A 22,170-nucleotide genomic window follows, 5' to 3' on the forward strand; every position below is an offset into this window, starting at 1 on the left:
GCCCTGCGGCAGCACCCGTCCACAGCCACGGCACCCGAGTGCGACTCGAAAATTTCGACCGGGTAACCGAATCATTTCAGCGAAGGGGTTGACGCACCGCCTTCACCCCCTCACCATCCTTGTCTGAGAGTTCGACCATAGTTCGATATGTCGAACGCTCGGGGCCTCTTCGTCCTGCGTGATCCCGCAGGCCGCCGCGCACGACTGCACGCGCACAGCCAGTTCTTTCGTTCCGGTGAGGCTCTCCCCGCGCACGTCCGGGCTCTCGGACAGTTCGAGGGACACACGACGCCTGCGTGGCGGGCCCCCGGTGAACCGCCCCGGGACGCCCCGGCGTCCGCCTCGCAGTCCTTCCCCCCACAGGAGTGTCCTCGAATGTCCATGAAAAGGCGTACGGCTCTGAGTGCCCTGCTGGGCCTGGGTATGGCCGGAGCGACGGGCGCCGCCTCCCCGGTCGGCGCCGCACCGGCCGTCGGCCGTCCGACCCGCCGGCCCGCCCTCCTCCGGCAGGCACCGACCCAGGATTTCGCCCTCGGAGTCCGGCAGTTCGAGTGGAGCCGCGGCAACCGCCGGCTGTTCACCAAGGTCTTCTACCCGGCCACCGGCTCCCCCGGCGGCAATCCCGTGCCCGACGCCCCGCTCGCCGAGGGTGTGTTCCCCGTCGCCCACTGGAACCACGGCATGTACGGCAACTCCGACTCCTACGCCTCGCAGACGCACGCGATAGCGTCCGCCGGCTTCATCTGCCCCGCCCCCTCGATCAGCGACAACACCAACATCGGCTCCGTGTACGGAGGCGAATGGTCGAAGGACGTCTCCGAGGTCATCACCCGGACCCTGGCGCTGAACGACGCCTCGGACAGCCCCTTCGCCGGACACATCGACACCGCGGCCGGCGTCGGCGTCTCCGGCCACTCGATGGGCGGCATGACCGTCCACGGCCTGCTGACCCAGTGGCCGGACGACCGGATCAAAGCCGCCGTCCCGGTCGCCTGCGTGGACATGGGCGACCCGGCGGGACTGGACGCCAAGGTGCTGTTCATCCACGGCGACCAGGACCCCACCTGCCAGTACGGCCTGGCCCGCCAGGCATACGGGGAGCTGTCCGCCCCCAAGGCGTTCCTCACCCACGTCGGCGCGGACCACGCCGCGTACCTCAACCCGGGCTTCCCGACCTTCGACCAGACCCAGGACACCCTCGTGGACTGGTTCCGCTGGAGCCTGTACGGCGACGAGGCCGCCCGGGACCGCCTCCCGGCCGACGCCTCCGCCAACGGCACCCGCTGGGAATCCGTCCTCGCCTGAAGCACGCGGCCGGTGCGGCCCTCGTCCGCACCGCACGCACCGCCATCACCGCGGGCAGGCGTCCGACGGCGCCTGTCACCCTCCACCGGAGATCAAGGAGCAGTCGTGCCCCACACCTCACGCACCCGGCCTTCGCGTCGCCGCACCTGGTCGGCCGCCGCGGCCGCCACGTCCGCCGGTCTGGCGGCGACCGCCCTCCTGGCGTTCCCCGGCAGCGCCCACGCCGCCGACACACTCGGCGCCTCGGCAGCCGAGAGCGGTCGCTACTACGGCGCCGCCGTGGCGCCCAACCTCCTCGGCGAAGCGGACTACGCCGCCACGCTGAACCGTGAGTTCAACAGCATCGTCGCCGAGAACGTCATGAAGTGGGACGCCACCGAGCCCAGGCAGGGCCAGTTCACCTTCCAGGGCGGGGACCAGCTCGTCGCCCACGCCCAGAGCAACGGCATGTCCGTACGCGGCCACACCCTGGTCTGGCATGCGCAGCAGCCCTCCTGGGTCAGCGGTCTGACCGGCAGCAACCTGCGCCAGGCGATGCTCGACCACATCGACGGAGTCGCCGGTCACTACGCCGGGCAGATCGACTCCTGGGACGTGGTCAACGAGGCGTTCGAATGGGACGGCAGCCGCCGCCAGTCCAACCTCCAGCAGCAGATCGGCAACGGCTGGATCGAAGACGCCTTCCGCGCCGCGGACGCCGCAGACCCCGGTGCCACGCTCTGCTACAACGACTACGGCACCGACGGCGTCAACGCCAAGAGCGACGCCATCTACCGCATGGTCCAGGACTTCCTCGCCCGCGGCGTACCCATCGACTGCGTCGGCTTCCAGTCCCACCTCGACTCGAACTCCGACCTCGGCAGCTACCGGCAGAACCTGCAGCGCTTCGCCGACCTCGGCGTCGACGTGCAGATCACGGAGCTGGACATCGGCGGCTCCGGCACCGCCCAGGCCGACGCCTACCGCACGGTCACCGAGGCGTGCGTGGCGGTGTCCCGCTGCACCGGCATCACCACCTGGGGCATCACCGACAAGTACTCGTGGCGCGGCCAGGACACCCCGCTGCTGTTCGACGGCAACTACCAGAAGAAGCAGGCGTACAACGCCGTACTGGAAGCCCTGAACAGCGCTCCCTGACGTCCGGCGTACGCCGTCCCGCACGGGGGGCTGCCCTGGCGCGCGCAGGTCGCAGGGCAGCCCGCCCCCGGCACGGAGAACGCCGATCCGCCCGCTCCAAGACGAGCTCCACACACCCCGGCCGGGCCCACGACGGCACGGAACGGCGCCGCGGGCCGGCCTACGGAGGTTTCACATGCCCAGAGGCTTCAGAAGGTATCTCGCGGCGGCGGTCTGCCCGCTGCTCGTCAGCGCAGGCGCAGCTACGGCGCTGTCGCCGGCCGCGGCCGAACCTGCCGGGACGGGCGACACCCGGCAGGCGCAGTTCCAGCAGGTGACCCTCGCCAAAGGCGCGGCCGAGACGGGCGAGCCGATGTCGCTGGCCGTGCTGCCCGACCGCTCGGTGCTGCACACCTCGCGCGACGGCACCCTGCGGGTCACCGACCCGCAGGGCACGACCCAGGTCGCGGGCAGGCTGGACGTCTACACCCATGACGAGGACGGCCTGCAGGGCGTCGGCGTCGATCCCGGCTTCGCCGCCAACCGCTTCGTCTACCTGTACTACGCCCCCGCGCTCGACACGCCGCCGGGGGACGCACCGAGCACGGGTTCGGCCGCGGACTTCGAGCCGTTCGACGGCGTGAACCGGCTTTCCCGGTTCGTGCTGAAGGACGACGGCACCCTCGACACCTCCACCGAGGAGACGATCCTCGACGTGCCGGCCGACCGCGGCCAGTGCTGTCACACGGGGGGCGACATCGACTTCGACGCCGCGGGCAACCTCTACCTCTCGACCGGTGACGACACCAACCCCTTCGGCTCCGACGGCTACACCCCGATCGACGAACGCGGCAACCGCAATCCGGCATTCGACGCACAGCGGTCGGCGGGAAACTCCGACGACCTCCGCGGCAAGGTCCTGCGGATCAAGGTCGCCGACGACGGCTCGTACGACATCCCGGACGGCAACCTCTTCGCCCCGGGAACACCCGGGACGCGGCCCGAGATCTACGCCATGGGCTTCCGCAACCCGTACCGGATGAGCGTCGACAAGCAGACGGGTGTCGTCTACGTGGGCGACTACGGTCCGGACGCCGGGTCCGCCTCCCCGGGGCGGGGCCCGGCCGGCATGGTGGAGTTCGCCCGGGTGACCGGCGCGGGCAACTACGGCTGGCCGTACTGCGTCGGCGAGAACCGGCCCTACGTCGACTACGACTTCGCCACGGGCGCCTCCGGCCAGGCGTTCGACTGCTCCGCGCCCGTCAACGACTCGCCGAACAACACCGGGCTGACCACCCTTCCGCCCGCCCAGCCGGCGTGGATCCCCTACGACGGCGGTTCCGTACCGGAGTTCGGCAGCGGCACGGAGTCCCCCATGGCCGGACCCGTATACCGCTACGAGCCGGACCTGGACTCGGGGGTGAAGTTCCCGCAGGAATTCGACGGTGACTTCTTCGCCATGGAGTGGGGGCGCCGCTGGATCAAGGACATCGGTGTGAACGCCGACGGCAGCCGCGGCGGGATCGGCGGCATCCCGTGGTCCGGGACCCAGCCGATGGACGCGGCCTTCGGACCCGACGGCGCGCTGTACGTCCTGGACTACGGCACCGGCTGGTACGCCGGAGACGAGAACAGTGCCCTGTATCGCATCGAGAACGTCCCGGGGGCCGCAGGGTCGCCCCCGCCGGCGGGCTGACCGGGCCCGGCCCGAGACGTCCAGTGACCGCCCGTCGGAACGACCCGGCAGCTCGCGGACGAGCGGTGCACGGGCGGCGGGCGCCGTCGGATCCGGCATGTGGAGCGCGGCGGGCTCCCGGATACCCGGAGAAGGCCCGGACCGGGAGACGCCGGTATCCGGGTGCTCCCGGGACGGTGGGAAGGCTGCGGCGCGGGGGGTGGTGGGTCCCGCGCCGCGGCTGCTTCCGCATCAGCGGTGCGGGGTCATGCGCTGCAGGTGACGGTGGGCCAGTTCCAGTTGCCGTTGGCCTGGATGGTCACGCCCCAGTTGTTGCCGCTGCCGTTGGGGCTGGCGACGAGTGTCTGGCTGTCGGGATAGCTGGCGCTGATGTTCCAGGTCGCGATGATCTTCGCGGGCGACGGGACGTTCATCCTGACGGTCCAGTTGCTGGAGCCGGAGGTCGCGACGTTCAGGTTGTACCGGTCGCTCCACCTCTCCCCCGCGGACAGGGTCGAGGTGCAGGCGCCGGGTTCGCCGGGATCGCCTCCGCCGGTTCCGTCCAGTGTGATGTTCGAACTGCCGCTGCTCTGGTAGCCCTCGGTCGCCATGATCATGTAGTAGTTGAAGCTGCCGAGGTTCATCCCGGCCCGGGACCAGGCGTCGAAGTGGTTGCCCGTGGTGATGGTGCCGCCCGTGCGCCTGCCGCGGTTGACGCTCCAGAACTGCGGGAAGGTCTTGTTGTCGCCCTCGATGGACGGCGCGTTGTAGCGCATCGTGTGGTAGAGGTCGTACGTGACGCCGTCGCTGGTCACCGAGCCCCGGTTGTCCCCGGTGGGCCGGTACGAGCCGTAGTTGTCGACGATGTAGTACTCCACCATCGGGTTCGAGGTCCAGCCGTACAGGCACAGGTAGCCGTTGCCCGACGGGCTGAAGCTGCCGGAGTAGTTCACGCTGCGGCGGCTGCCGTTGCTCCAGCCCTTGCCGCAGACGAAGTTGCCGGTGTTGCGCCACGAGGTGCTGTAGTTGCCGCCGGATCCCATGGTCATGGAGACCGTGTTCTGCGCGTCGGTCCAGAACGAGTAGTAGTACCCGTTGTGGGTGCCGGTCTGGTTGGTCGTGACGGTCTGCGCGTGTGCCGTGCCCGGCAGCAGCAGCGGCGATGCGGCCACGGCGAGTGTGCCGGCCCCGCCGACGACGAATCGTCTTCGGCTGAGCGAACGGGCGGGTTCGTGGTGCGTGTCCATGCTTCCTCCTCGACAAGGGCTGGAGAGGGGCAGGCAGCGTGAAGGAACGCGACGAGCGCGTCGGCGGGATGCGGCTGGTCGTCGTACGGCCCCGGACCGGTGGACCGCGTCCCGCTGGTGAGCGAATCGGCAGTGACGAACGCCTGTCGATGCCATGAGAGTTCCTCAGGCCGCCCACGCTGTCAATAGTTTCAGTCTGAGCTACGCAAATTTCGAAACCAACTCCAACCGGTGCTGTAGCTACTCACTTCACACACACGCCCAGAGAGCCTGCCCAGCCTTGATGGGCTGGGCGGCGACGCCCCGGGGGCACACCTTCCGCATGGGCGAAAGTTTCGCCATGGCCGCCGCGCCAGCCCTTTTCAGCGACGCGAGCACGCGAGAGGACGACGTTGAGGTGGAGTCCCGTCGAAACTCAGACCCCCTACGTTCGGTATCTCGTACCTCGTTCGAAGAAGATGTGCGGCGCCAGCCGCACGCCCACGACGGCGCCGTCGATCCGGCCGGGAGCCATGAGGCCGACATGACCTGCGGTAGTTCACCTATGGCCAGCACGATTGTTTCGGCCCCAACAACGAATCATGCGGGGAGGGTTGACGCCGTTCCTCGGCTCCCTATCATCCACACTGCCCGATACTTCGATCCTCGTTCGATATCACGAACCGATCGATGTCGCCCGGTTGTGCATCCAGACCGCAACGGTGCCCACGGGCCGCTACGAACCGCACCACATGAACAGTCCGGGCAGCCTCTGACCGGGCCGGCCGGAACCGCTTGCTCAAAGATGAGGAGGTTCCCATGCGCAGACGAAGTTCCAGCCGCACACACCCGTTGGTGGTGCTCGCCACCGCGGTTGCGGTCCTGATCGCGTTGGCGCCGACGATCGGCGCCGGCAAGGCTCAGGCGGCAAGCAGCGGCACCTTGCGCAGCGTCGCATCCAGCAAGTGTCTCGACGTCGCGAACGCCAGCCAGACCGATGGCACGAACCTGCAGATCTGGGACTGCTCGGGCGGGACCAACCAGCAGTGGACACACACGGACAGCAACCAGTTGACCGTGTACGGAAACAAGTGCCTGGACGTTCCCGGCCATGCCACCACCCCCGGTACCCGGGTGCAGATCTGGTCCTGCAGCGGCGGTGCCAACCAGCAGTGGCGGGTGAACTCCGACGGCACGATCGTGGGCGTGGAGTCCGGGCTGTGCCTGGACGTCACCGGCGGGGCAACGGCCAACGGCACGGCAGTGGTGCTCTGGACGTGCAACGGCGGCAGCAACCAGAAGTGGACCGGCCTGTCCGGGACACCGGGCGACGCCTGTGCACTGCCTTCGACGTACCGGTGGTCGTCGTCGGGCGTGCTGGCGCAGCCGGCACACGGCTGGGCCTCGCTGAAGGACTTCACCGGCGTGATGCACAACGGCAAGTACCTGGTCTACGGGACGCAGTTCTCGGGATCGTCCTACGGCTCGATGAACTTCACCCCCTTCTCGAACTGGTCGGACATGGCGTCGACCGGCCAGAACGGGATGAACCAGGCCACGGTGGCACCCACGCTGTTCTACTTCGCACCCAAGAACATCTGGGTGCTGGCGTACCAGTGGGGTCAGTGGCCCTTCATCTACCGCACGTCGAGCGACCCCACCAACCCCAACGGCTGGTCCTCGCCGCAGGCGCTGTTCACCGGCAGCATCTCCGGCTCCGGCACCGGCCCGATCGACCAGACCCTGATCGCCGACGGCCAGAACATGTACCTGTTCTTCGCCGGTGACAACGGCAAGATCTACCGCGCGAGCATGCCGATCGGGAACTTCCCCGGCAACTTCGGCTCGTCGTACACGACGATCATGAGCGACTCGACGAACAACCTGTTCGAGGGAGTGCAGGTCTACAAGGTCAAGGACCAGAACCAGTACCTCATGATCGTCGAGGCGATAGGAGCGAACGGGCGCTACTTCCGCTCGTTCACCTCCTCCAGCCTGAACGGTTCATGGACCCCGCAGGCCGCGAGCGAGAGCAACCCCTTCGCGGGCAGGGCCAACAGCGGTGCCACCTGGACCAATGACATCAGCCACGGCGACCTGGTCCGCCACAACCCCGACCAGACCATGACCATCGACCCCTGCAACCTGCAGTTCCTCTACCAGGGCAAGGACCCCGCCGCCGGCGGCGACTACAACCGGCTTCCCTGGCGGCCGGGCGTGCTGACCCTGCAGCCCTGACCCGCCCGCTCCACGCTCCACGCGTGGTGGTGCCCCGGCCGCACGTCGGCCGGGGCACCTGCGGCCTCAGCTCACCCACGCCCACCGCCCCCTGACCGCGGGCCCGGCGGTGCGGTCGACGCTCGTGCCACCAGTTCCGTGGCGAGTTCGATGTGGTGGGACTCCACCTTCTCGCCGTTGGCCAGGCGGAGGGCGGTGCGCAGGGCGACACCGCCCATCTCCCGCAGCGGCTGGCGGACGGTCGTCAGGGGCGGCGACGCCGTCCGGGCGAGGAGCGTGTCGTCGAAGCCGACCACGCTCAGGTCCTCGGGGACGCGCAGGCCGCGGGTGCGGGCGGCCTCGATGACGCCGAGGGCGATCTCGTCGTTTCCCGCGAAGATCGCCGTGGGCGGTTCGTCGAGGCCCAGCAGTTCCGCGGCGCCGGCCAGGCCGGCCCCGTACGTGAATTCTCCGGACCGGACGTAGGCGGAGGGTACGGGTGCTCCCGCCGCCTCCATCGCGGCGCGGTAGCCGTGTGCGCGGGCCTGGTTGCAGGCGGCCGCGGCCGGTCCGCCGAGGTGGGCGACGCGGCGGTGGCCGAGGGAGAGCAGGTGCTGGGTCGCGGCCAGGCCGCCGGCGAAGTTGGTCGCTCCGACGCTGTTGACCCGGTTGTGCGGCAGGTGCAGCGGGTCGAGCACGACCGCGGGGAGGCCGGCTCGGGCCAGCGCCTTCAGATGCGCCTCGGTGTAGACGCTGGTGACCCCGATGAGGGCGCGGCGCCCGGCCGTGACCAGGTCCCGCGCCCAGTGCGGGGCGGGGGACGACGTTCCGATGACCACCGAGGCACCCAGCTCGGCGGCCGCGTCGACGATGCCTTCCACCGCCTCGGCCACGTACGGCCTGAGACCGCCCGCGAACTGCACTTCGATGGTGGGGCTCTGCGGACCCTCCGTGTGGCGGAACACGGGGGCGAAGTAGTCGTGCCTGTGCAGCAGTTCCAGGACCCGGGCGCGCGTCTGCGGCGCCACGTCGCTGCGGTCGTTGACCACCTTGGACACGGTCGCGACCGAGACCCCCGCCGCTCGGGCGATGGTCGCCAAGGTGGTGCGCCTAGCGTCCGTCGGCATCGGCTTCTTCCCCCTGCTGTCTTTCCACCGGCGTCGTGAGCCGCCGGTCGTGGCCGACCACACGGGTGGCGCCGGTCAACCGTACGGCAACCCGGCACGGGAGGTCCGCCGAGGAGGTGCCGACGAACACCTCCACCTCCCCGGGTTCGACGATCCGCCGCAGATCTCGGCCGGTGAACGCGGTCCGGTCGGCGTGCACGTGGAACCGGACCCGCGCGCTCGCACCCGGCTCCAGCGGGACCTGGGCGAAGCCGGCCAGCTGCCGGACCGGGCGCGTCACCTGGGCGACGGGGTCGCGCAGATACAGCTGGACGACTTCGCGACCCGCCCGGGCACCGGTGTTGCGCACCCGCACCGACACGGAGAACTCCCCGTCGGTGGGTATCTCGGTCGCGCTCGCGCGCGGGTCGTCCACCTCGAACGAGGTGTACGACGTGCCGTATCCGAAGGGGAACAGCGGCGTCGGGTCGATGTTGCTGATGCCCTGAGTGCTCCCGCCGAGCGGCGGCTGGAGGTACGTGCCGGGCTGGGCGCCCGGGCGTCGGGGGACCTGGACCGGCAGCTTGCCCGCGGGCTGGACCCGGCCGGACAGCACACCCGCGATCGCCGCCGCGCCTTCCTGGCCGGGCATGAACGCCTGGACCAGGCCCGCGGCACGCGGATGCACCTCGCCCAGGGCGTACGGGCGGCCGGAGACCACCACCACGACCACGGGCGTCCCGGTGGCGAAGAGCTCCGCGAGCAGATCGGCCTGCACGCCCGGCAGCCGCAGGTCCTCGGCGTCGCAGCCCTCACCGGACGTGCCGTTGCCGAACATGCCCGCGCGGTCACCCACCACCGCCACGCACAGATCCGCCTCGCGGGCCGCGGCCACCGCGGCGGCGAAGCCGGAGCGGTCCCCGCCGGACACGTCGCACCCCGGCTCGTGGACGATCTCGGTGTCCGGAAGTTCGCCGCGCAGCGCGTCCAGGACCGTCGGCGCCGCCACGCCGAGGCCCAGACCGGGATGGCGCGGCAGGACGTGGTTGGGGAAGGCGTAACAGCCCATGAGCGTACGCGGGTCGGCGGCGCACGGGCCGATCACGGCGAGCCGGCCCGGCGCGGTACGTCCGGCGCCGAGCAGCGGCAGCGCGCTGCCTTCGTCGAGCAGTACGACGGATCGCTCGGCCAACTCCCCGGCGAGTTCCCGGTTTTCCAGCGAGTCCAGATCGACCTCGGCGGCCGCGGCGACCGAGCCTTCGGGCGTCCAGCCGGGATCGAGCAGCCCGAGCTGGACCTTCTGGGTGAGCAGCCGGCGCACGGCCCGGTCCAGCAGGGACTCGGGCAGCTCGCCCCGGGCGACCCGCTCCACGAAGTGGCGGCCGAAGCCGACGGTGTCGGGCAGCTCCACGTCGATGCCGGCGCTGAGCGCCAGCACGCCTGCCTGCTCGGCGTCCGCGGCCACCCCGTGCATGCCGGCGAGGAACGCGACCGCCCCGTAGTCGGAGACGACCGTGCCGGTGAACCCCCAGTCACCGCGCAGCAGATCTGTCAACAGCCAGGAGTCGATACCCGCGGGCACCCCGTCCACCTCGGAGTACGCGTTCATCACGGAACGGGCCCCGCCCACCGCGATCGCGGTCTCGAACGGCGGCAGCATGACGTCCGTCAGCTCGCGGCGGCCGAGGGGTGCGGGCGCGTGGTTGCGGGCCGCGCGGGAGGCGGAGTACCCGGCGAAGTGCTTCAGGGTGGCGATGACGCCGGCGCCTTCGAGTCCGGCGACGTAGGCGGCGCCGAGCATCGAGACCAGGTACGGGTCCTCGCCCATGGTCTCCTCGACCCGGCCCCACCGGTAGTCGCGGACCACGTCGAGGACCGGAGCGAGGCCCTGGTGCACGCCGACCGCCCGCATGTCCCGCCCGATCGCGGCGCCCAGCCGCCGCACCAGGTCCGGGTCGAACGTCGCCGCCCACGCGAGGGCAGCGGGGTAGACCGTGGCGCCGTAGGTGGTGAACCCGGTGAGGCACTCCTCGTGGACCAGCGCGGGGATGCCGAACCGGGAACCCGCCATGACCGTGTGCTGCGACCTGACGAGCTCCGCGGCCCCCTCGACCGCGGTGACCGGCCGGCTGCCGTACACCCGGGTGAGATGGCCCAGGCCGTCCCGGCACGCGTCGGCCAGGGGAATGTTCCCGGACTCGAACACTTCCTGGATCGGCGCCACGCGCAGCCCGACGGCCCCCTCGTCACCGTCTCCGACCGCGCGCGCCGTGTCGTTGCCGATCCAGCGGCTGCCCAACTGCGCGGCCTTCTCCGCCACCGTCAGCTCGGCGAGGAGGGCTTCGACCCGGTCCGGTACGGGCAGCGCCGGGTCCCGCCAGCGGGGCGCGCCCCGGCCCGTCACCTGTGAGTCAGCCGTGGGCATCGCGCACTCCTCTGCACTCGTTCCGCACGTCTCGAAACCTTTTCGGTCCCTGGCGGGCTACGTCGAGGTCATCTCCACCCGAGGGTACGCGTACAGCCCTTGCCCTACAACGGACTTACGCATGCCTTGACAGCCACATACGCGGTACCTAACTTGCACCCACGAGGCGCAAAGAAGTCGGTTTTTTCGAAATGTTTTCAACCGTGGCCCGCCGGAAGCTGACGGCCCTTCGAGTGCGGAGAACACACATGGCGATCCATCTCTCTCGTCGTACCCTCCTCGGCCTGGCGGCCGGCATACCGGCCTCCGCGGCACTCGCCGCGTGCGGCTCCTCCGGACCCGGCAAGGACGGCGACGGCGGCGGCGCGGCCACGTACTGGCACCTGAGCGGCCAGCCCCAGGAAGGCGTCAGAACCGGCGCGGTGGAGCGGTTCAACGAAGCCGGCTCCAAGGGGCGGATCGAGGTCACCACCTTCGAGAACGACGCGTACAAAACGAAGATCAAGACCGCCATCGGGGCCGGGAAGGCGCCCACCATCATCTGGGGGTGGGGCGGCGGGACGCTGCGCAGCTACGTGCAGGCGGGCCAGGTCGACGACCTCACCCCGTGGTTCGACCGGAACCCCGAGGTCAAGAACCGGCTCTTCCCGTCCTCGTTCGGCGCGGCGACCGTCGACGGCAAGATCTACGCGATGCCGTTCGAGAGCGTGGAACCGATCGTCCTGTTCTACAACAAGAGGGTCTTCGACGACGTCGGGGTGGAGCCGCCCCAGTCCTGGGACGACATCATGGCCCTGGTGCCCCGGTTCAACGCGGAGGGCATAGCGCCGTTCTCCCTCGGCGGCCAGTCCCGGTGGACGAACATGATGTGGCTGGAGTTCCTGTTCGACCGCATCGGCGGCCCCGAGGTCTTCCAGGCCGTCTTCGACGGCGAAAAGGACGCCTGGTCCCACCCGGCCGCCATCGACGCGCTGACCAAGGTGCAGGATCTGATCAAGGCGGACGGATTCATCAAGGGCTTCTCCTCGATCACCGCGGACTCCAACGCCGACCAGGCGCTCCTGTACACCGGCAAGGCCGCGATGATGCTGCACGGCTCCTGGTCGTACGGCATCCAGCAGACCGAGGGCGGAGACTTCGTCTCCGGCGACGGCCTCGGGTTCATGAACTTCCCGCCCGTCGAGGGAGGCAAGGGCGATCCGGGCAACTCCGTCGGCAACCCCGCCCAGTACCTGTCCATCTCCTCGAAGGCCAGCGCCGAGCAGAAGGAGATCGCCAAGGACTTCTTCGCCACCGGCGTCCTCGGGGACCAGGAGGTGAAGGAGTGGATCGACACCGGTGCGGTGCCGATCGCGAAGGGCTCGGAGAAGCTGCTGGCCGAATCCGAGAGCGCCGAGTTCCTCCAGTTCGTCTACGGCATCGCCAGCAACGCGAAGACGTTCGGGCAGTCCTGGGACCAGGCGCTCAGCCCGACGGCCGCCGAGACGCTGCTGGACAACATCGCCAGGCTGTTCCAGTTGTCCGTCTCGCCACAGCAGTTCACCGACAACCTCAACGAGGTCATCGGCAAGTGAGCACCCCCACCGGCTCCACGGGGCGCAGGGACCGGCGCGGCATCCTGCCCTGGCTGGCCGTGCCGGCGCTGCTGTTCTTCGTCGGCTTCGCCGTCGTCCCGCTCGTCGGCGTCCTCCTGCTGAGCTTCACGACGTGGGACGGGATCGGCGGCATCCACCCGTCCGGGCTGACCAGTTGGCGTGCGGTGCTCACCGACCCCGGGCTGCCGCACGCCCTCTGGGTGACGTTCCTGGTGATGGCCGTGTCCTGGGCGGTCCAGACCCCGGCGAGCATTCTGCTCGGCACGTTCCTCGCCGGCCGCCAGCGCTACCGCGCGGTGCTGAGCCTGGTCTACTTCGTCCCGCTCCTGCTCAGCTCCGCGGCGATCGCGGTCGCGTACAAGGCGCTGCTGGACCCCAACTTCGGGCTGGGCGCCGGGCTGGGCACCGAGTGGCTCAGCAAGGACTGGCTGGGGCGCCCCTGGCTCGCGTTCGGCGTCGTCGTCTTCATCGTCTCCTGGCAGTTCATCCCGTTCCACTCGCTGATCTACCAGGGTGGCGTCCAGCAGATCCCCCGGTCGCTGTACGAGGCCGCGGCGCTCGACGGCGCGGGACGGATCCGTCAGTTCTTCAGCATCACGCTGCCCCAGCTGAAGTACACCATCATCACCTCGTCGACGCTGATGGTGATCGGGTCGCTCACCTTCTTCGACCTCATCTTCGTCCTGACCGAGGGCGGCCCGGGAGACGCCACCCGGGTCCTCGCGCTGGACATGTACAAGCGGGGCTTCCAGGCGAACCTGATGGGGCCGGCCAGCGCCATCGCGGTCGTCCTCGTCCTGATGGGCCTCGCCATCGCCCTGCTGCTGCGCCGGCTCGGCGGCCGGGACGCCGGCGAGAGCCAGCTCGAGGGAGCCTGACATGACCGCCACGCAGACCGAGCCGCAGCCTCGGAAGACCACCCCGCGCGAGCGGCGGCAACGCCCCGGTCCTTCCGCCCCCCGGCGCAACTGGCTCGGCGGTCTGGCCGGATGGCTCTGGCTCGCCGTCGTCGTCGTGCCCCTCTACTGGATCCTCATCACCAGCCTCAAGGCCCAGAGCAACTACTACGCGAGCAACCCGCTGGCGCCGCCGGGCGAGCCCACGCTGGACAACTACGAGCTGGTCCTGGAGTCGGACTTCGTCAGCTACTTCGTGAACAGCGTCGTGGTCACCGCCGGCGCCGTGGTGCCGGCGGTGACCGTCTCCTTCATGGCGGCCTACGCCATCGTGCGCGGCTGGCGCCTGCGGTTCCTGCGCGTGGTGAACGGGCTGTTCCTCATGGGCCTCGCCATCCCGCTGCAGGCGACGGCGATCCCGGTCTACCTGATCATCATCAAGCTGAACCTGTACGACAGCCTGCTGGCGCTGATCCTGCCGTCGATCGCCTTCGCCATCCCGCTGTCCGTGCTGATCCTCGCCAACTTCATCCGGGACGTGCCCAAGGAACTGTTCGACTCGATGCGCGTGGACGGGGCCACCGAGTGGGGGACGCTGTGGCGCCTGGCGGCGCCGCTCACCCGGCCGGCCATCCTCACCGTGACCATCTTCAACGCGCTGACCATCTGGAACGGCTTCCTGCTGCCGCTGATCCTCACGCAGAGCCCTTCTCAGCGGACCCTGCCGCTCGCGCTGTGGACCTTCCAGGGCGAGTACGGGGTCAACATCCCCGCGGTCCTGGCAGCCGTGGTCCTCACCACCCTGCCCCTGATCATCCTGTACGCCTTCGGCCGCCGCCAGTTGCTCAGCGGCCTGACCGCAGGATTCAGCCGGTGAGCGGGTCCGGCCGGCTCCGCCCCGCGGCGCCCGGCGGTTCGCGCGGAACACCCCCGGTGCGTACGTACGACAACCCGGTGATCAGCGGGTTCCATCCCGACCCGAGCGTGTGCCGGGTCGGCGGCGACTACTACCTGGTGTGCTCCAGCTTCGAGTACTTCCCCGGGCTGCCGCTCTTCCACAGCAGGGACCTCGTGCACTGGGAGCAGATCGGCAATGTGCTCGACCGGCCGGGGCAACTGCCGCTGCCCCTCCCCGGGGCCAAGGCGTCCGGCGGCCTCTACGCCCCCACCATCCGCCACCACCACGGCCGTTACTGGGTCATCAACACCAATACCGACGGCGGCGGCAACTTCGTCGTATCGGCCGAGCGGCCCGAAGGGCCGTGGAGCGATCCGGTGTGGATCGACCTGCCCGGGATCGACCCCGATCTGGCGTGGGAGGAGGACGGCACCTGCTGGAGCGCCTTCTCCGGGCCTGCAGGCGGCATCAACCTGGCCCGGATCGACCCCGCCCGGGGGGAGGTGCTGGAAGGGCCTCTCGCCACGTGGTCGGGCAGCGGCCTCAAGTTTCCCGAGGCGCCGCACCTCTACCGCATCGGCGAATGGTGGTACCTGCTGATCGCGGAGGGCGGCACCGAACGCGGCCACAGCGTGTCCATCGCCCGTAGCCGCTCGCCGCGCGGGCCCTGGGAAGGCGCACCCGGCAACCCGCTGCTGTCCCACGGCGGTACCGCCCGCTCCATCCAGAACACCGGCCACGCCGACCTCGTCGAGGCTGCCGACGGCAGCTGGTGGATGGTGCTGCTCGGCGTCCGGCCCCGCGGCTTCACCCCCGACGTGCACGTACTCGGCCGCGAGACGTTCCTGACCCCCGTGGAGTGGACCGAGGACGGCTGGCCCGTCGTCGCACCCGTTCCCGAGAGCCACGCGGCACCCGGCGGTGCCTGGCACCCCGTGCCGGCTCTGCCCGCCCGCGACGACTTCGACGCGCCCGCTCTCGCGCCGCACTGGGTCTCCCCGTTCGCCCGTCCGGATGGCTCCTGGTCGCTCACGTCGCGCCCCGGCTGGCTGGCGCTCGACGCCACCGGCGCCACCCTCGACCGCCCCGGCTACACGTTCGTCGGCCGCCGCCAGCAGCACCACGACTGCCGCGTCACCGCCGCGATCGACCCGGGTACGGGACGCGGCGGCCTCAGCGTGCGCCTGGACGAGGCCCACCACTACGAACTGGAGGTCGGGGACGGAGAGGCCGGCGTCGTCGCCCGCATCGGTCCGCTGCGCCGGACCGTGGCCCGCAGACCGGTCCCGCCCGGTCCGCTGACCCTCACCGTCGCGATCCGCACGTCCGGCCTCGTGCCCGCGTCGCCCGAACTCCCCCGTGCCGGGGCCACCGGCCCGGACACCATCGCCTTCTGGCTCGGCGACCCCGGCGCCCCGGGCGCCCGGCTCCTCGCCGAACTGGACGGGCGCTACCTGTCCACCGAGGTCGCCTGCGGCTTCACCGGCCGCGTCATCGGGATGTACGCCACCGAAGGCACGGTCGCCTTCGACTGGTTCGAGTACACCCCGGCTTCGCCCCCTCCAACGCTGAAAGGGACAGGACGTACACACGATCAGAACTGCCCGGAACCGGAGGAACCATGAAGAAGGTGCTTGTGCTCGTGGGCGACGCGGCCGAGGAACTGGACGCGATGTACCCGATCTTCCGCATGCGCGAGGCGGGCTATCAGGCGGACGTCGCGGCGTTGACGCGCCGGGACGTGCAGCTGGTGATCCACGATTTCGACCCGGACTCCGACGCCTACACGGAGAAGAACGGGCGCAGGCTCCCCGTCGACCTGGCCTTCTCGGAAGTCGATCCGACGGGGTACGCGGGCTTGGTCATACCCGGTGGTCGTGCTCCCGAGTACATCCGCCTCGACGCCGACGTCCGTCGCATCACGGAGTACTTCTTCGCCCGGAACCTGCCCGTGGGCACGGTGTGCCACGGCCCGCAGGTGCCGGCGGCCTACGGCCTCCTGAAGGGGCGCAGGACGGCTGCGTTCGGGCCCCTGGCCGCGGACATGGAGAACGCCGGCGCGACGGTCGTCGACGAGCCCGACGTCGTCGACGGGAACATGGTCTCCTGCCGGGGCTGGCCGGATCTGCCGGAGTGGTCACGGGCGTTCGTATCGGTTCTCGAACGCTCCGCCGGCCCTGCCTGACCGCGGGCGCATGAGCTTTCCCGTGGGTGGCACGCGACCGGACGGCACGGGGGCGACGCGCCCCGGCATCGAGGGGCGGACGGTGCGGACCGCCGGGTGGGAGACCTATGTGCGCGAGGCGGGTTCCGGCCCGGCCGTCGTCCTGCTGCACGGCTCCGGCCCGGGCACCACGGGTGCGGCCTGGGAGCCTCTCATGGCTGCCATGGCACCCGGATTCCACGTCATCGCACCCGACTTCGCCGGTTTCGGGCGGAGCAGGCTGCTCCCCGGTGGGGAGGCCCGCGGGGAGCGCTCCTACGGCCGCCGCGTGTGGACGGCACAGGTCCTGGAGCTCCTGGACGAGCTGGCGCTGGACCGCTGCGCCGTCGTCGGCAACTCCATGGGCGGCGCCATCGCCCTGTCCGTGGCCCACGCCCGGCCGCGGACGGTCGCCCGGCTGGTGGGGATCGGCACCCTCGGGACCGACATGCCGTTACCGCCGGGTCTGGACCGGCTCTGGGCGTACCGGCCCGGGCGCGCGGCGGCCCGCGAGCTCCTTGAGCTGCTGCACGCCGACGAGGCGTTCCGCACCGCCGAAGCCGTCGAGGCGCGGCTGGCCGCCACGCTCGAGCCGGGTCCGCGCAAGGAGTTCGCCGTCATGTTCCGGCCGCCGCGCGAGCGATGGGTTCGTGACCTCGCGCTGACCACCGACGAGCTGGCGCGGATCCGGGCGCCCGCGCTCCTCGTGCACGGCACGGAGGATCGTGTCGTGCCGCTGGAAGCCAGCACCCTGCGACTTCTCCGCCTCCTCCCCGATGTGCGAGCGCACCTGTTCGGGGCGTGCGGCCACGCCGCACCGGCCGAACGCCCGACGGAGCTGCACGGGCTCCTGACGACCTTCCTGGAAGAGCCGTGGACGACTCCGCGATCCCGCGCACACCCGCCGGGGTGACCTGACACGCCGGCTCCCAGGGCCGCCCACGCCGCCGGCATCCAGAACGGCACCGTCCACGTCGAGGACCCGGACCACCCCTCCACCCAGGATCTCCCCGCATCCTGGACCAGGCCTGAGGAGTGGTACGACTTCGACCCGAACCCGCGGCCGAACGTCCACGTGCTCGCCACCGTCGACGAGTCGACCTACGACCCGGGCGAGTTCGCGATGGGCGACGACCACCCCATCTCCTGGTGCAGCGTCGACTCCGGCGAGAAGGTCTGGGCCACCGCCATGGGACACGATGCCGCCGCCTACGCGGAGGAGGACTTCCGCACTACGTGATGGGCGGCGTGCAGTGGGCGACGGGCAACCAGCCGGGAGAGTGCGGGGATCGACCACCGAGGCGCCGCAAGCGCCGGATCCTAGGGCGTCGGCCTCACCGGCGCGTCGCTCCGACCGGCAGTCGGGCGGCCCGGCAGCTTTCGCCGGGCCGCCCCGGTGTGCGGTCGAGCCCCGTCCGCGGTCTACGCGGCGCGGCCGATCCCGCTGCGGGCGGCGGCACGCCTGATGTCACGGGCTTCCGGCCCCGTGATCACGCCGGCGTCCAGGAGCGCGTCGGCCACCTCCCTCACGTGGCTGAGGAACTCGCCGCGCCTGCTCCACTCCTGTTCGTCCAGGATGCGGTCGTTGATCGTGCACCCGCCGCCGGCCTCGTGGTTCTTCACCCCGCTGTCGACGTCGCCGACGACCACCGTCGCCCGGTCATCGGGAGTGGCACACTCCCCCGGCTCGGCTCCGCCCGCGCCGAACTCCATCCAGTTGACCCGCACCTGACCGTCCGGGAAGACGAGGTACAGCGGGAACGTACCCTCGGTCGACTTCAGGTCGACCGTCACGTTCTGCCAGGTCGCAGCGCCCTCCGCGAGTACGATGCGCGCGTCGTTGCCCTGCTCGGAGGAGTCCGCGACGTGCGCGCCGCCGTCCTCGTCGAACCGGTACCAGGCGATGTTTCCACCGCCCACGTCGCCGCCGGGGGCGGCGGTCAGCGACTTGATCTCTCCTGGCGCCAGCGCGCGGTCGAAGATGTTGAAGTCGTCGACCGCGCCGTTGAGCAGCGGGTCCGCCGACCACTGGGAGTCGCCGATCCAGTTCTGCGCCGTGGGGCCCAGATCCGACGGGTCCAACGTGATGTTGTCGTTGGTCCCGATCGGTTCTCCGTTGAGGTACAGCGTTCCCGTGGTGCCCGACAGCGTGACCGCGACGTGCTGCCAGCCGTCGGTGGGCAGCGGCTGCGATCCGTCGATCTGCTGCTCGCCGGAGCCGGTCGTGATCGCGAACCTGAGGTTGCCGGTACCGCCGGCGCTCGGCGTCAGGAACATGTTGTTGCCGGTGCCGGTGCCGAAGTCGAAGATCCGGGCCCAGCTCTGGCCGCCGGACCAGTTCACCCATGCCGAGGCGGTGAAGTCCTCGGCGCCCTCGACGATCCCTGTGGGCAGTTCCACCTTCTCCGACTCGCCGGACCCGCCGAGCCGGACGGCGTTGCCGAAGCCCTCCGGGCCGTCGGCCCGCGGCACCTCGACGTTGCCCTCGATCTGTGCGCTGCCGAGCAGTTCGCCGTCGGGCGCGTCGCGCCGTACCTCGACCGTGGCGTCCCCGGCCGCCGCCGCACGGAGCGTCACGTCGCCGATGCCGTCGAGGTTGTAGGGGTCGTACGACGCCCAGGCGCCGTCCCCGGCGGTGATCGCCTCACCACCCCCGGTCTCCTGGTCTTCCGCGTCGCCGACGCCCACCTTCGACGAGTCGCCGAAGTGCTCGACCTCCTTCCGCGTCTGCTGCAGGAAGTGCGTCACGCCGCCGGTGAGCGCCGGCGCGCCGGACTCGCCACCGAGGTCGGTGTAGCTGGCGGTCACGGTGAGCGCGATGTCCGCGGCTTCGCCGTGCTCAGCGTCGCTCTGGGTGGTGAGCACCCCTTCGCAGCCGTTCTCCACCTCACCCGGATGCACGTGGGCGTTGCCGCCCTCGTCGTGGTAGAGCCCTTGCTGGACGGTGACGCGCTCGCAGTCGATCGCGTCACCGGAGCCGTCCTCGGCGTCCGAGACCGAAACCCTGAAGGGGATCTCGTCACCCCACTCGAAGACCTGGCCGTTGTGCGGTAGCTCGACGGTCACTTCGGGACGGGTGTTCCCCGCGGTGATCGTGACGTTGGAACTGCTGGACCGTCCCGACGGGTCGGTGACGGTGAGTTGCGCGGTGTACTCGCCGGGCTCGGTGTAGGTGTGGGTCGGGTTGGGCTCGTCCGACGTCGTGCCGTCACCGAGGTCCCAGGCGTAGGTCAGCTCGTCGCCGTCCGGGTCGTTGCTGCCCTCGCTGGAGAAGGCGACGTCCAGCGGAGCGGGCCCGGAGTCCTTGTCGACGGCGGCCTTCGCGACCGGGGTGCGTGCACCCTTGGTGTAGTTGATCTTGTAGAGGCCGGAGTCCGGGTTGACGTTCGCCCCGCCGTAGTTGAAGTCCATGCCCCACTCGATCAGGTACATCGCCCCGTCCGGCCCGAACTCCATGTCGTGCGGGCTGCGGAAGAGGGTGTTCGGCATGAACCGCTCGAAGCTCTTGTAGTCGCCGTTCTCGTCCAGCCGGAGCGCGCCGATCCACTTGCGCGACCATTCCATGACGAAGACCGCGTCGTCGTAGTACTCCGGGAACTGCCCGTCCCCCAGCAACTCGGGGTCGTAGTGGTACACGTCGCCGGCGTACGCGGAGCGCCCGCCGCCCTGGGGGAGCTCCGGGAACTGCGGCGACTGACCGTACGGGTACCAGACGAACGCGTCCTTGGCCGGCGGGACGGTCTCCAGGCCGGTGTTGAACGGGGACGTGTTGGCCGGGCCGTTCTCGCAGTCGAAGGACTCCCCCGGCGTACTGGTGCCGAAGTCCCATTCACGGTACGCCTGGTTGTCGGCGATGCAGTACGGCCAGCCGTAGTTGCCGGCCTCGCGGATCTGGTTCCACTCGTCGTAGCCGCGCGGTCCGCGGTCGGCGTTGTCGCTGCCCGCGTCCGGGCCGACCTCTCCGGCGTAGACCCAGCCGGTCTCGTCGTCGACGGCGATCCGGAACGGGTTGCGGTGGCCCATCGTGTAGATCTCGGGCCGTGTCTTCTCGGTGTCCGGCGGGAACAGGTTGCCCTCCGGGACCGAATAGGTGCCGTCGTCCTCGGGGGTGATCCGGAGGATCTTGCCGCGCAGGTCGTTGGTGTTGCCCGAGGTGCGTCGCGCGTCGTAGGAGTGCTTGGCGTCCTCGCTGTTGTGGTCGTCGTGAACGCGCCCGTCGATCGGGGCGAAGCCGTCCGAGGCGAAGTGCGCGGTGTCGTCGCCGGTGGAGATGAAGAGGTTGCCGTCCGGGCCGAACCTCATCGAACCGGCGGAGTGGCAGCACACCTCCCGCTGGTGCGGGATCTCCAGCAGGACCTTCTCGGACTCCATGTCCAGGGAGTCGCCGTCGGCGGTGAATCTGGAGACGTGCTGCACCTCGGGCGACGGTGCGCTGTAGAAGAGATAGACCCACTGGTTGGTCTCGAAGTCGGGATCGAGGGCGATGCCCAGCAGCCCGTTCTCGTTGCCGCGGTGGACCGGGATCTGCGCGGCGGTCCGCACGGCCCCGCCCTCGGGGTCGTAGACCTTCACCGTGCCGCCCAGCTCGACGTAGAAGACCCGCCCGTCGGGGGCGACGGCCAGCTCCATCGGGTTGGCGGTGTTGTCGTCCAGCGCGACCTTCTCGAAGGAGGACTCCGTCGGGCTCCCCTGGCGGGGCTCGCCGCATTCGCCCTCGGCGGTGCCCGCCGCCCACTCGATGCCGCCGAGGATGTGCTGGCGCAACTGCGGCTCGTCGTAGTCGTCCGGGCTGTGGCCCAGCGCCGAGTACCAGGTCCGGCCGCCGTCGAAGGCGGAACACCAGGCGATGGGGTGGTCCTCGCCCATGGCGTCCGGGCCCGGGTTGTACGTCGACTCGTCGAGCGTCGCCAGGACGTGGACGTCCTCACGGGGATTGGCGGTGAAGTTGTACCACTCGTCCTCGCGGACCCATTCGGCCGGCAGCCCGGCCGTCGACGGGTGGTCGGGGTCCTCTATCCGTACGGTCGCCTCCTGGAACTGGTCGGCTCCGGAGGGGTGGCTCTTGAAGAACGCGCCGCCCATGAGCTCGGACCACCAGGGCCAGTCCGTCTTGTCCATGTTCGACGACGAGTGCAGCCCGACGAATCCCCCGCCGCGCTGGATGTAGCGCTCGAAGGCGTGCCGCTGCCCGGTGTCGAGGGTGTTCTCACCGTCGGTGTAGAAGGCGATGGCCTCGTACTGCGCGAGCCCCTCGTCGGTGAATACCGAGGCGTCCTGGGTCTCGGTCACCGAGAAACCGTGCTCCTGGCCGAGTTGCTCGACCGCCGCCAGGGCGGACGGGATCGAGTCGTGCCGGAAGCCGGTCGTCTTGTGGAAGAACAGCACGTCGTATTCCTGCTCGGGCTCGTGTGCCGCGCTGGTGGCCATTCCTGGAAGGAACGAGACCAGGAGCGCGATCACCACCGTGAGCAGGACATGTCTATGGCGTTGTCGCATAGTCCTCTCCGT

At 70.2% G+C, this 22,170-nt stretch carries 14 protein-coding genes and 1 pseudogene; 11 read left to right on the forward strand and 4 right to left on the reverse strand.

All coding sequences use genetic code 11. From position 1 onward, the window contains the following. Positions 1–375: 375 nt before the first annotated feature. From LG396_RS07525 to LG396_RS07535, 3 genes and pseudogenes are all read left to right on the forward strand, one after another. Entirely contained in the window at positions 376–1,305 is a 930-nt protein-coding gene (locus LG396_RS07525) for a poly(ethylene terephthalate) hydrolase family protein (RefSeq protein WP_225794147.1), read from the forward strand. A gap of 105 nt (positions 1,306–1,410) precedes the next feature. Further along, positions 1,411–2,442, forward strand: coding sequence for an endo-1,4-beta-xylanase (locus LG396_RS07530; protein ID WP_308190070.1), 1,032 nt, complete (start codon positions 1,411–1,413; stop codon positions 2,440–2,442). Positions 2,443–2,617: 175 nt separating this feature from the next. Further along, positions 2,618–4,081: pseudogene (locus LG396_RS07535) on the forward strand (PQQ-dependent sugar dehydrogenase); the annotation flags it as partial. A gap of 281 nt (positions 4,082–4,362) precedes the next feature. On the opposite strand, the gene xynA reads toward LG396_RS07535, so the two are convergent. Beyond that, positions 4,363–5,343, reverse strand: a complete 981-nt coding sequence (gene xynA, locus LG396_RS07540; protein WP_018840431.1) for an endo-1,4-beta-xylanase XynA — start codon at positions 5,341–5,343, stop codon at positions 4,363–4,365. A gap of 798 nt (positions 5,344–6,141) precedes the next feature. Here xynA and LG396_RS07545 point away from each other — a divergent pair. Next, the gene (locus LG396_RS07545; RefSeq protein WP_225794148.1) at positions 6,142–7,560 is read left to right on the forward strand and encodes a non-reducing end alpha-L-arabinofuranosidase family hydrolase; all 1,419 of its coding nucleotides are present in this window, start codon (positions 6,142–6,144) and stop codon (positions 7,558–7,560) included. A gap of 71 nt (positions 7,561–7,631) precedes the next feature. Here LG396_RS07545 and LG396_RS07550 read toward each other — a convergent pair whose 3' ends face one another. Both LG396_RS07550 and LG396_RS07555 read right to left on the reverse strand, forming a co-directional pair. Next, positions 7,632–8,666: a LacI family DNA-binding transcriptional regulator gene (locus LG396_RS07550; protein ID WP_027745829.1), complete on the reverse strand. Its 1,035-nt coding sequence runs from the start codon at positions 8,664–8,666 to the stop codon at positions 7,632–7,634. After that, positions 8,650–11,049 (reverse strand): glycoside hydrolase family 3 N-terminal domain-containing protein, encoded by a 2,400-nt coding sequence (locus LG396_RS07555; protein WP_225794271.1) that lies wholly within the window; start codon positions 11,047–11,049, stop codon positions 8,650–8,652. Before LG396_RS07555 ends, LG396_RS07550 begins: the two co-directional genes overlap by 17 nt. A gap of 269 nt (positions 11,050–11,318) precedes the next feature. Between LG396_RS07555 and LG396_RS07560 the strand changes: the two genes are divergently transcribed. From LG396_RS07560 to LG396_RS07590, 7 genes are read left to right on the forward strand one after another with little or no spacing between them, the layout of a single operon-like run. Then, on the forward strand, positions 11,319–12,644 hold the full coding sequence (locus LG396_RS07560; RefSeq protein ID WP_078572775.1) for an extracellular solute-binding protein: 1,326 nt from the start codon (positions 11,319–11,321) through the stop codon (positions 12,642–12,644). Further along, positions 12,641–13,543, forward strand: coding sequence for a carbohydrate ABC transporter permease (locus LG396_RS07565; RefSeq protein ID WP_027769095.1), 903 nt, complete (start codon positions 12,641–12,643; stop codon positions 13,541–13,543). The genes LG396_RS07560 and LG396_RS07565 overlap by 4 nt, the downstream gene beginning before the upstream one ends. Position 13,544: 1 nt before the next feature. Next, entirely contained in the window at positions 13,545–14,438 is an 894-nt protein-coding gene (locus LG396_RS07570; protein WP_225794149.1) for a carbohydrate ABC transporter permease, read from the forward strand. Positions 14,439–14,494: 56 nt separating this feature from the next. Continuing rightward, positions 14,495–16,084, forward strand: coding sequence for a glycoside hydrolase family 43 protein (locus tag LG396_RS07575; RefSeq protein WP_225794272.1), 1,590 nt, complete (start codon positions 14,495–14,497; stop codon positions 16,082–16,084). Further along, on the forward strand, positions 16,081–16,644 hold the full coding sequence (locus tag LG396_RS07580) for a DJ-1/PfpI family protein (RefSeq protein ID WP_018851368.1): 564 nt from the start codon (positions 16,081–16,083) through the stop codon (positions 16,642–16,644). The genes LG396_RS07575 and LG396_RS07580 overlap by 4 nt, the downstream gene beginning before the upstream one ends. A gap of 22 nt (positions 16,645–16,666) precedes the next feature. Beyond that, a complete protein-coding gene (locus LG396_RS07585) occupies positions 16,667–17,575 on the forward strand; it encodes an alpha/beta fold hydrolase (protein ID WP_225794150.1) in 909 nt (302 codons plus the stop codon). A gap of 39 nt (positions 17,576–17,614) precedes the next feature. Continuing rightward, positions 17,615–17,902, forward strand: coding sequence for a ThuA domain-containing protein (locus LG396_RS07590; RefSeq protein ID WP_225794273.1), 288 nt, complete (start codon positions 17,615–17,617; stop codon positions 17,900–17,902). A gap of 182 nt (positions 17,903–18,084) precedes the next feature. Here the strand turns inward: LG396_RS07590 and LG396_RS07595 are convergent, their stop codons facing one another. Further along, on the reverse strand, positions 18,085–22,158 hold the full coding sequence (locus tag LG396_RS07595) for a ThuA domain-containing protein (protein ID WP_225794151.1): 4,074 nt from the start codon (positions 22,156–22,158) through the stop codon (positions 18,085–18,087). Between the last annotated feature and the right edge of the window lie 12 nt (positions 22,159–22,170).

The sequence above is a fragment of the Streptomyces aculeolatus genome, from assembly GCF_020400605.1.
Classification (GTDB): Bacteria; Actinomycetota; Actinomycetes; order Streptomycetales; family Streptomycetaceae; genus Streptomyces; species Streptomyces aculeolatus.

Bases quoted from the DNA above. Each gene is read 5' to 3' on its own strand.
- LG396_RS07525 (WP_225794147.1), top strand. From the start codon at position 376: ATGTCCATGAAAAGGCGTACGGCTCTGAGTGCCCTGCTGGGCCTGGGT.
- xynA (WP_018840431.1), bottom strand. From the start codon at position 5,343: ATGGACACGCACCACGAACCCGCCCGTTCGCTCAGCCGAAGACGATTC.
- LG396_RS07545 (WP_225794148.1), top strand. From the start codon at position 6,142: ATGCGCAGACGAAGTTCCAGCCGCACACACCCGTTGGTGGTGCTCGCC.
- LG396_RS07550 (WP_027745829.1), bottom strand. From the start codon at position 8,666: ATGCCGACGGACGCTAGGCGCACCACCTTGGCGACCATCGCCCGAGCG.
- LG396_RS07560 (WP_078572775.1), top strand. From the start codon at position 11,319: ATGGCGATCCATCTCTCTCGTCGTACCCTCCTCGGCCTGGCGGCCGGC.
- LG396_RS07570 (WP_225794149.1), top strand. From the start codon at position 13,545: ATGACCGCCACGCAGACCGAGCCGCAGCCTCGGAAGACCACCCCGCGC.
- LG396_RS07580 (WP_018851368.1), top strand. From the start codon at position 16,081: ATGAAGAAGGTGCTTGTGCTCGTGGGCGACGCGGCCGAGGAACTGGAC.
- LG396_RS07595 (WP_225794151.1), bottom strand. From the start codon at position 22,158: ATGCGACAACGCCATAGACATGTCCTGCTCACGGTGGTGATCGCGCTC.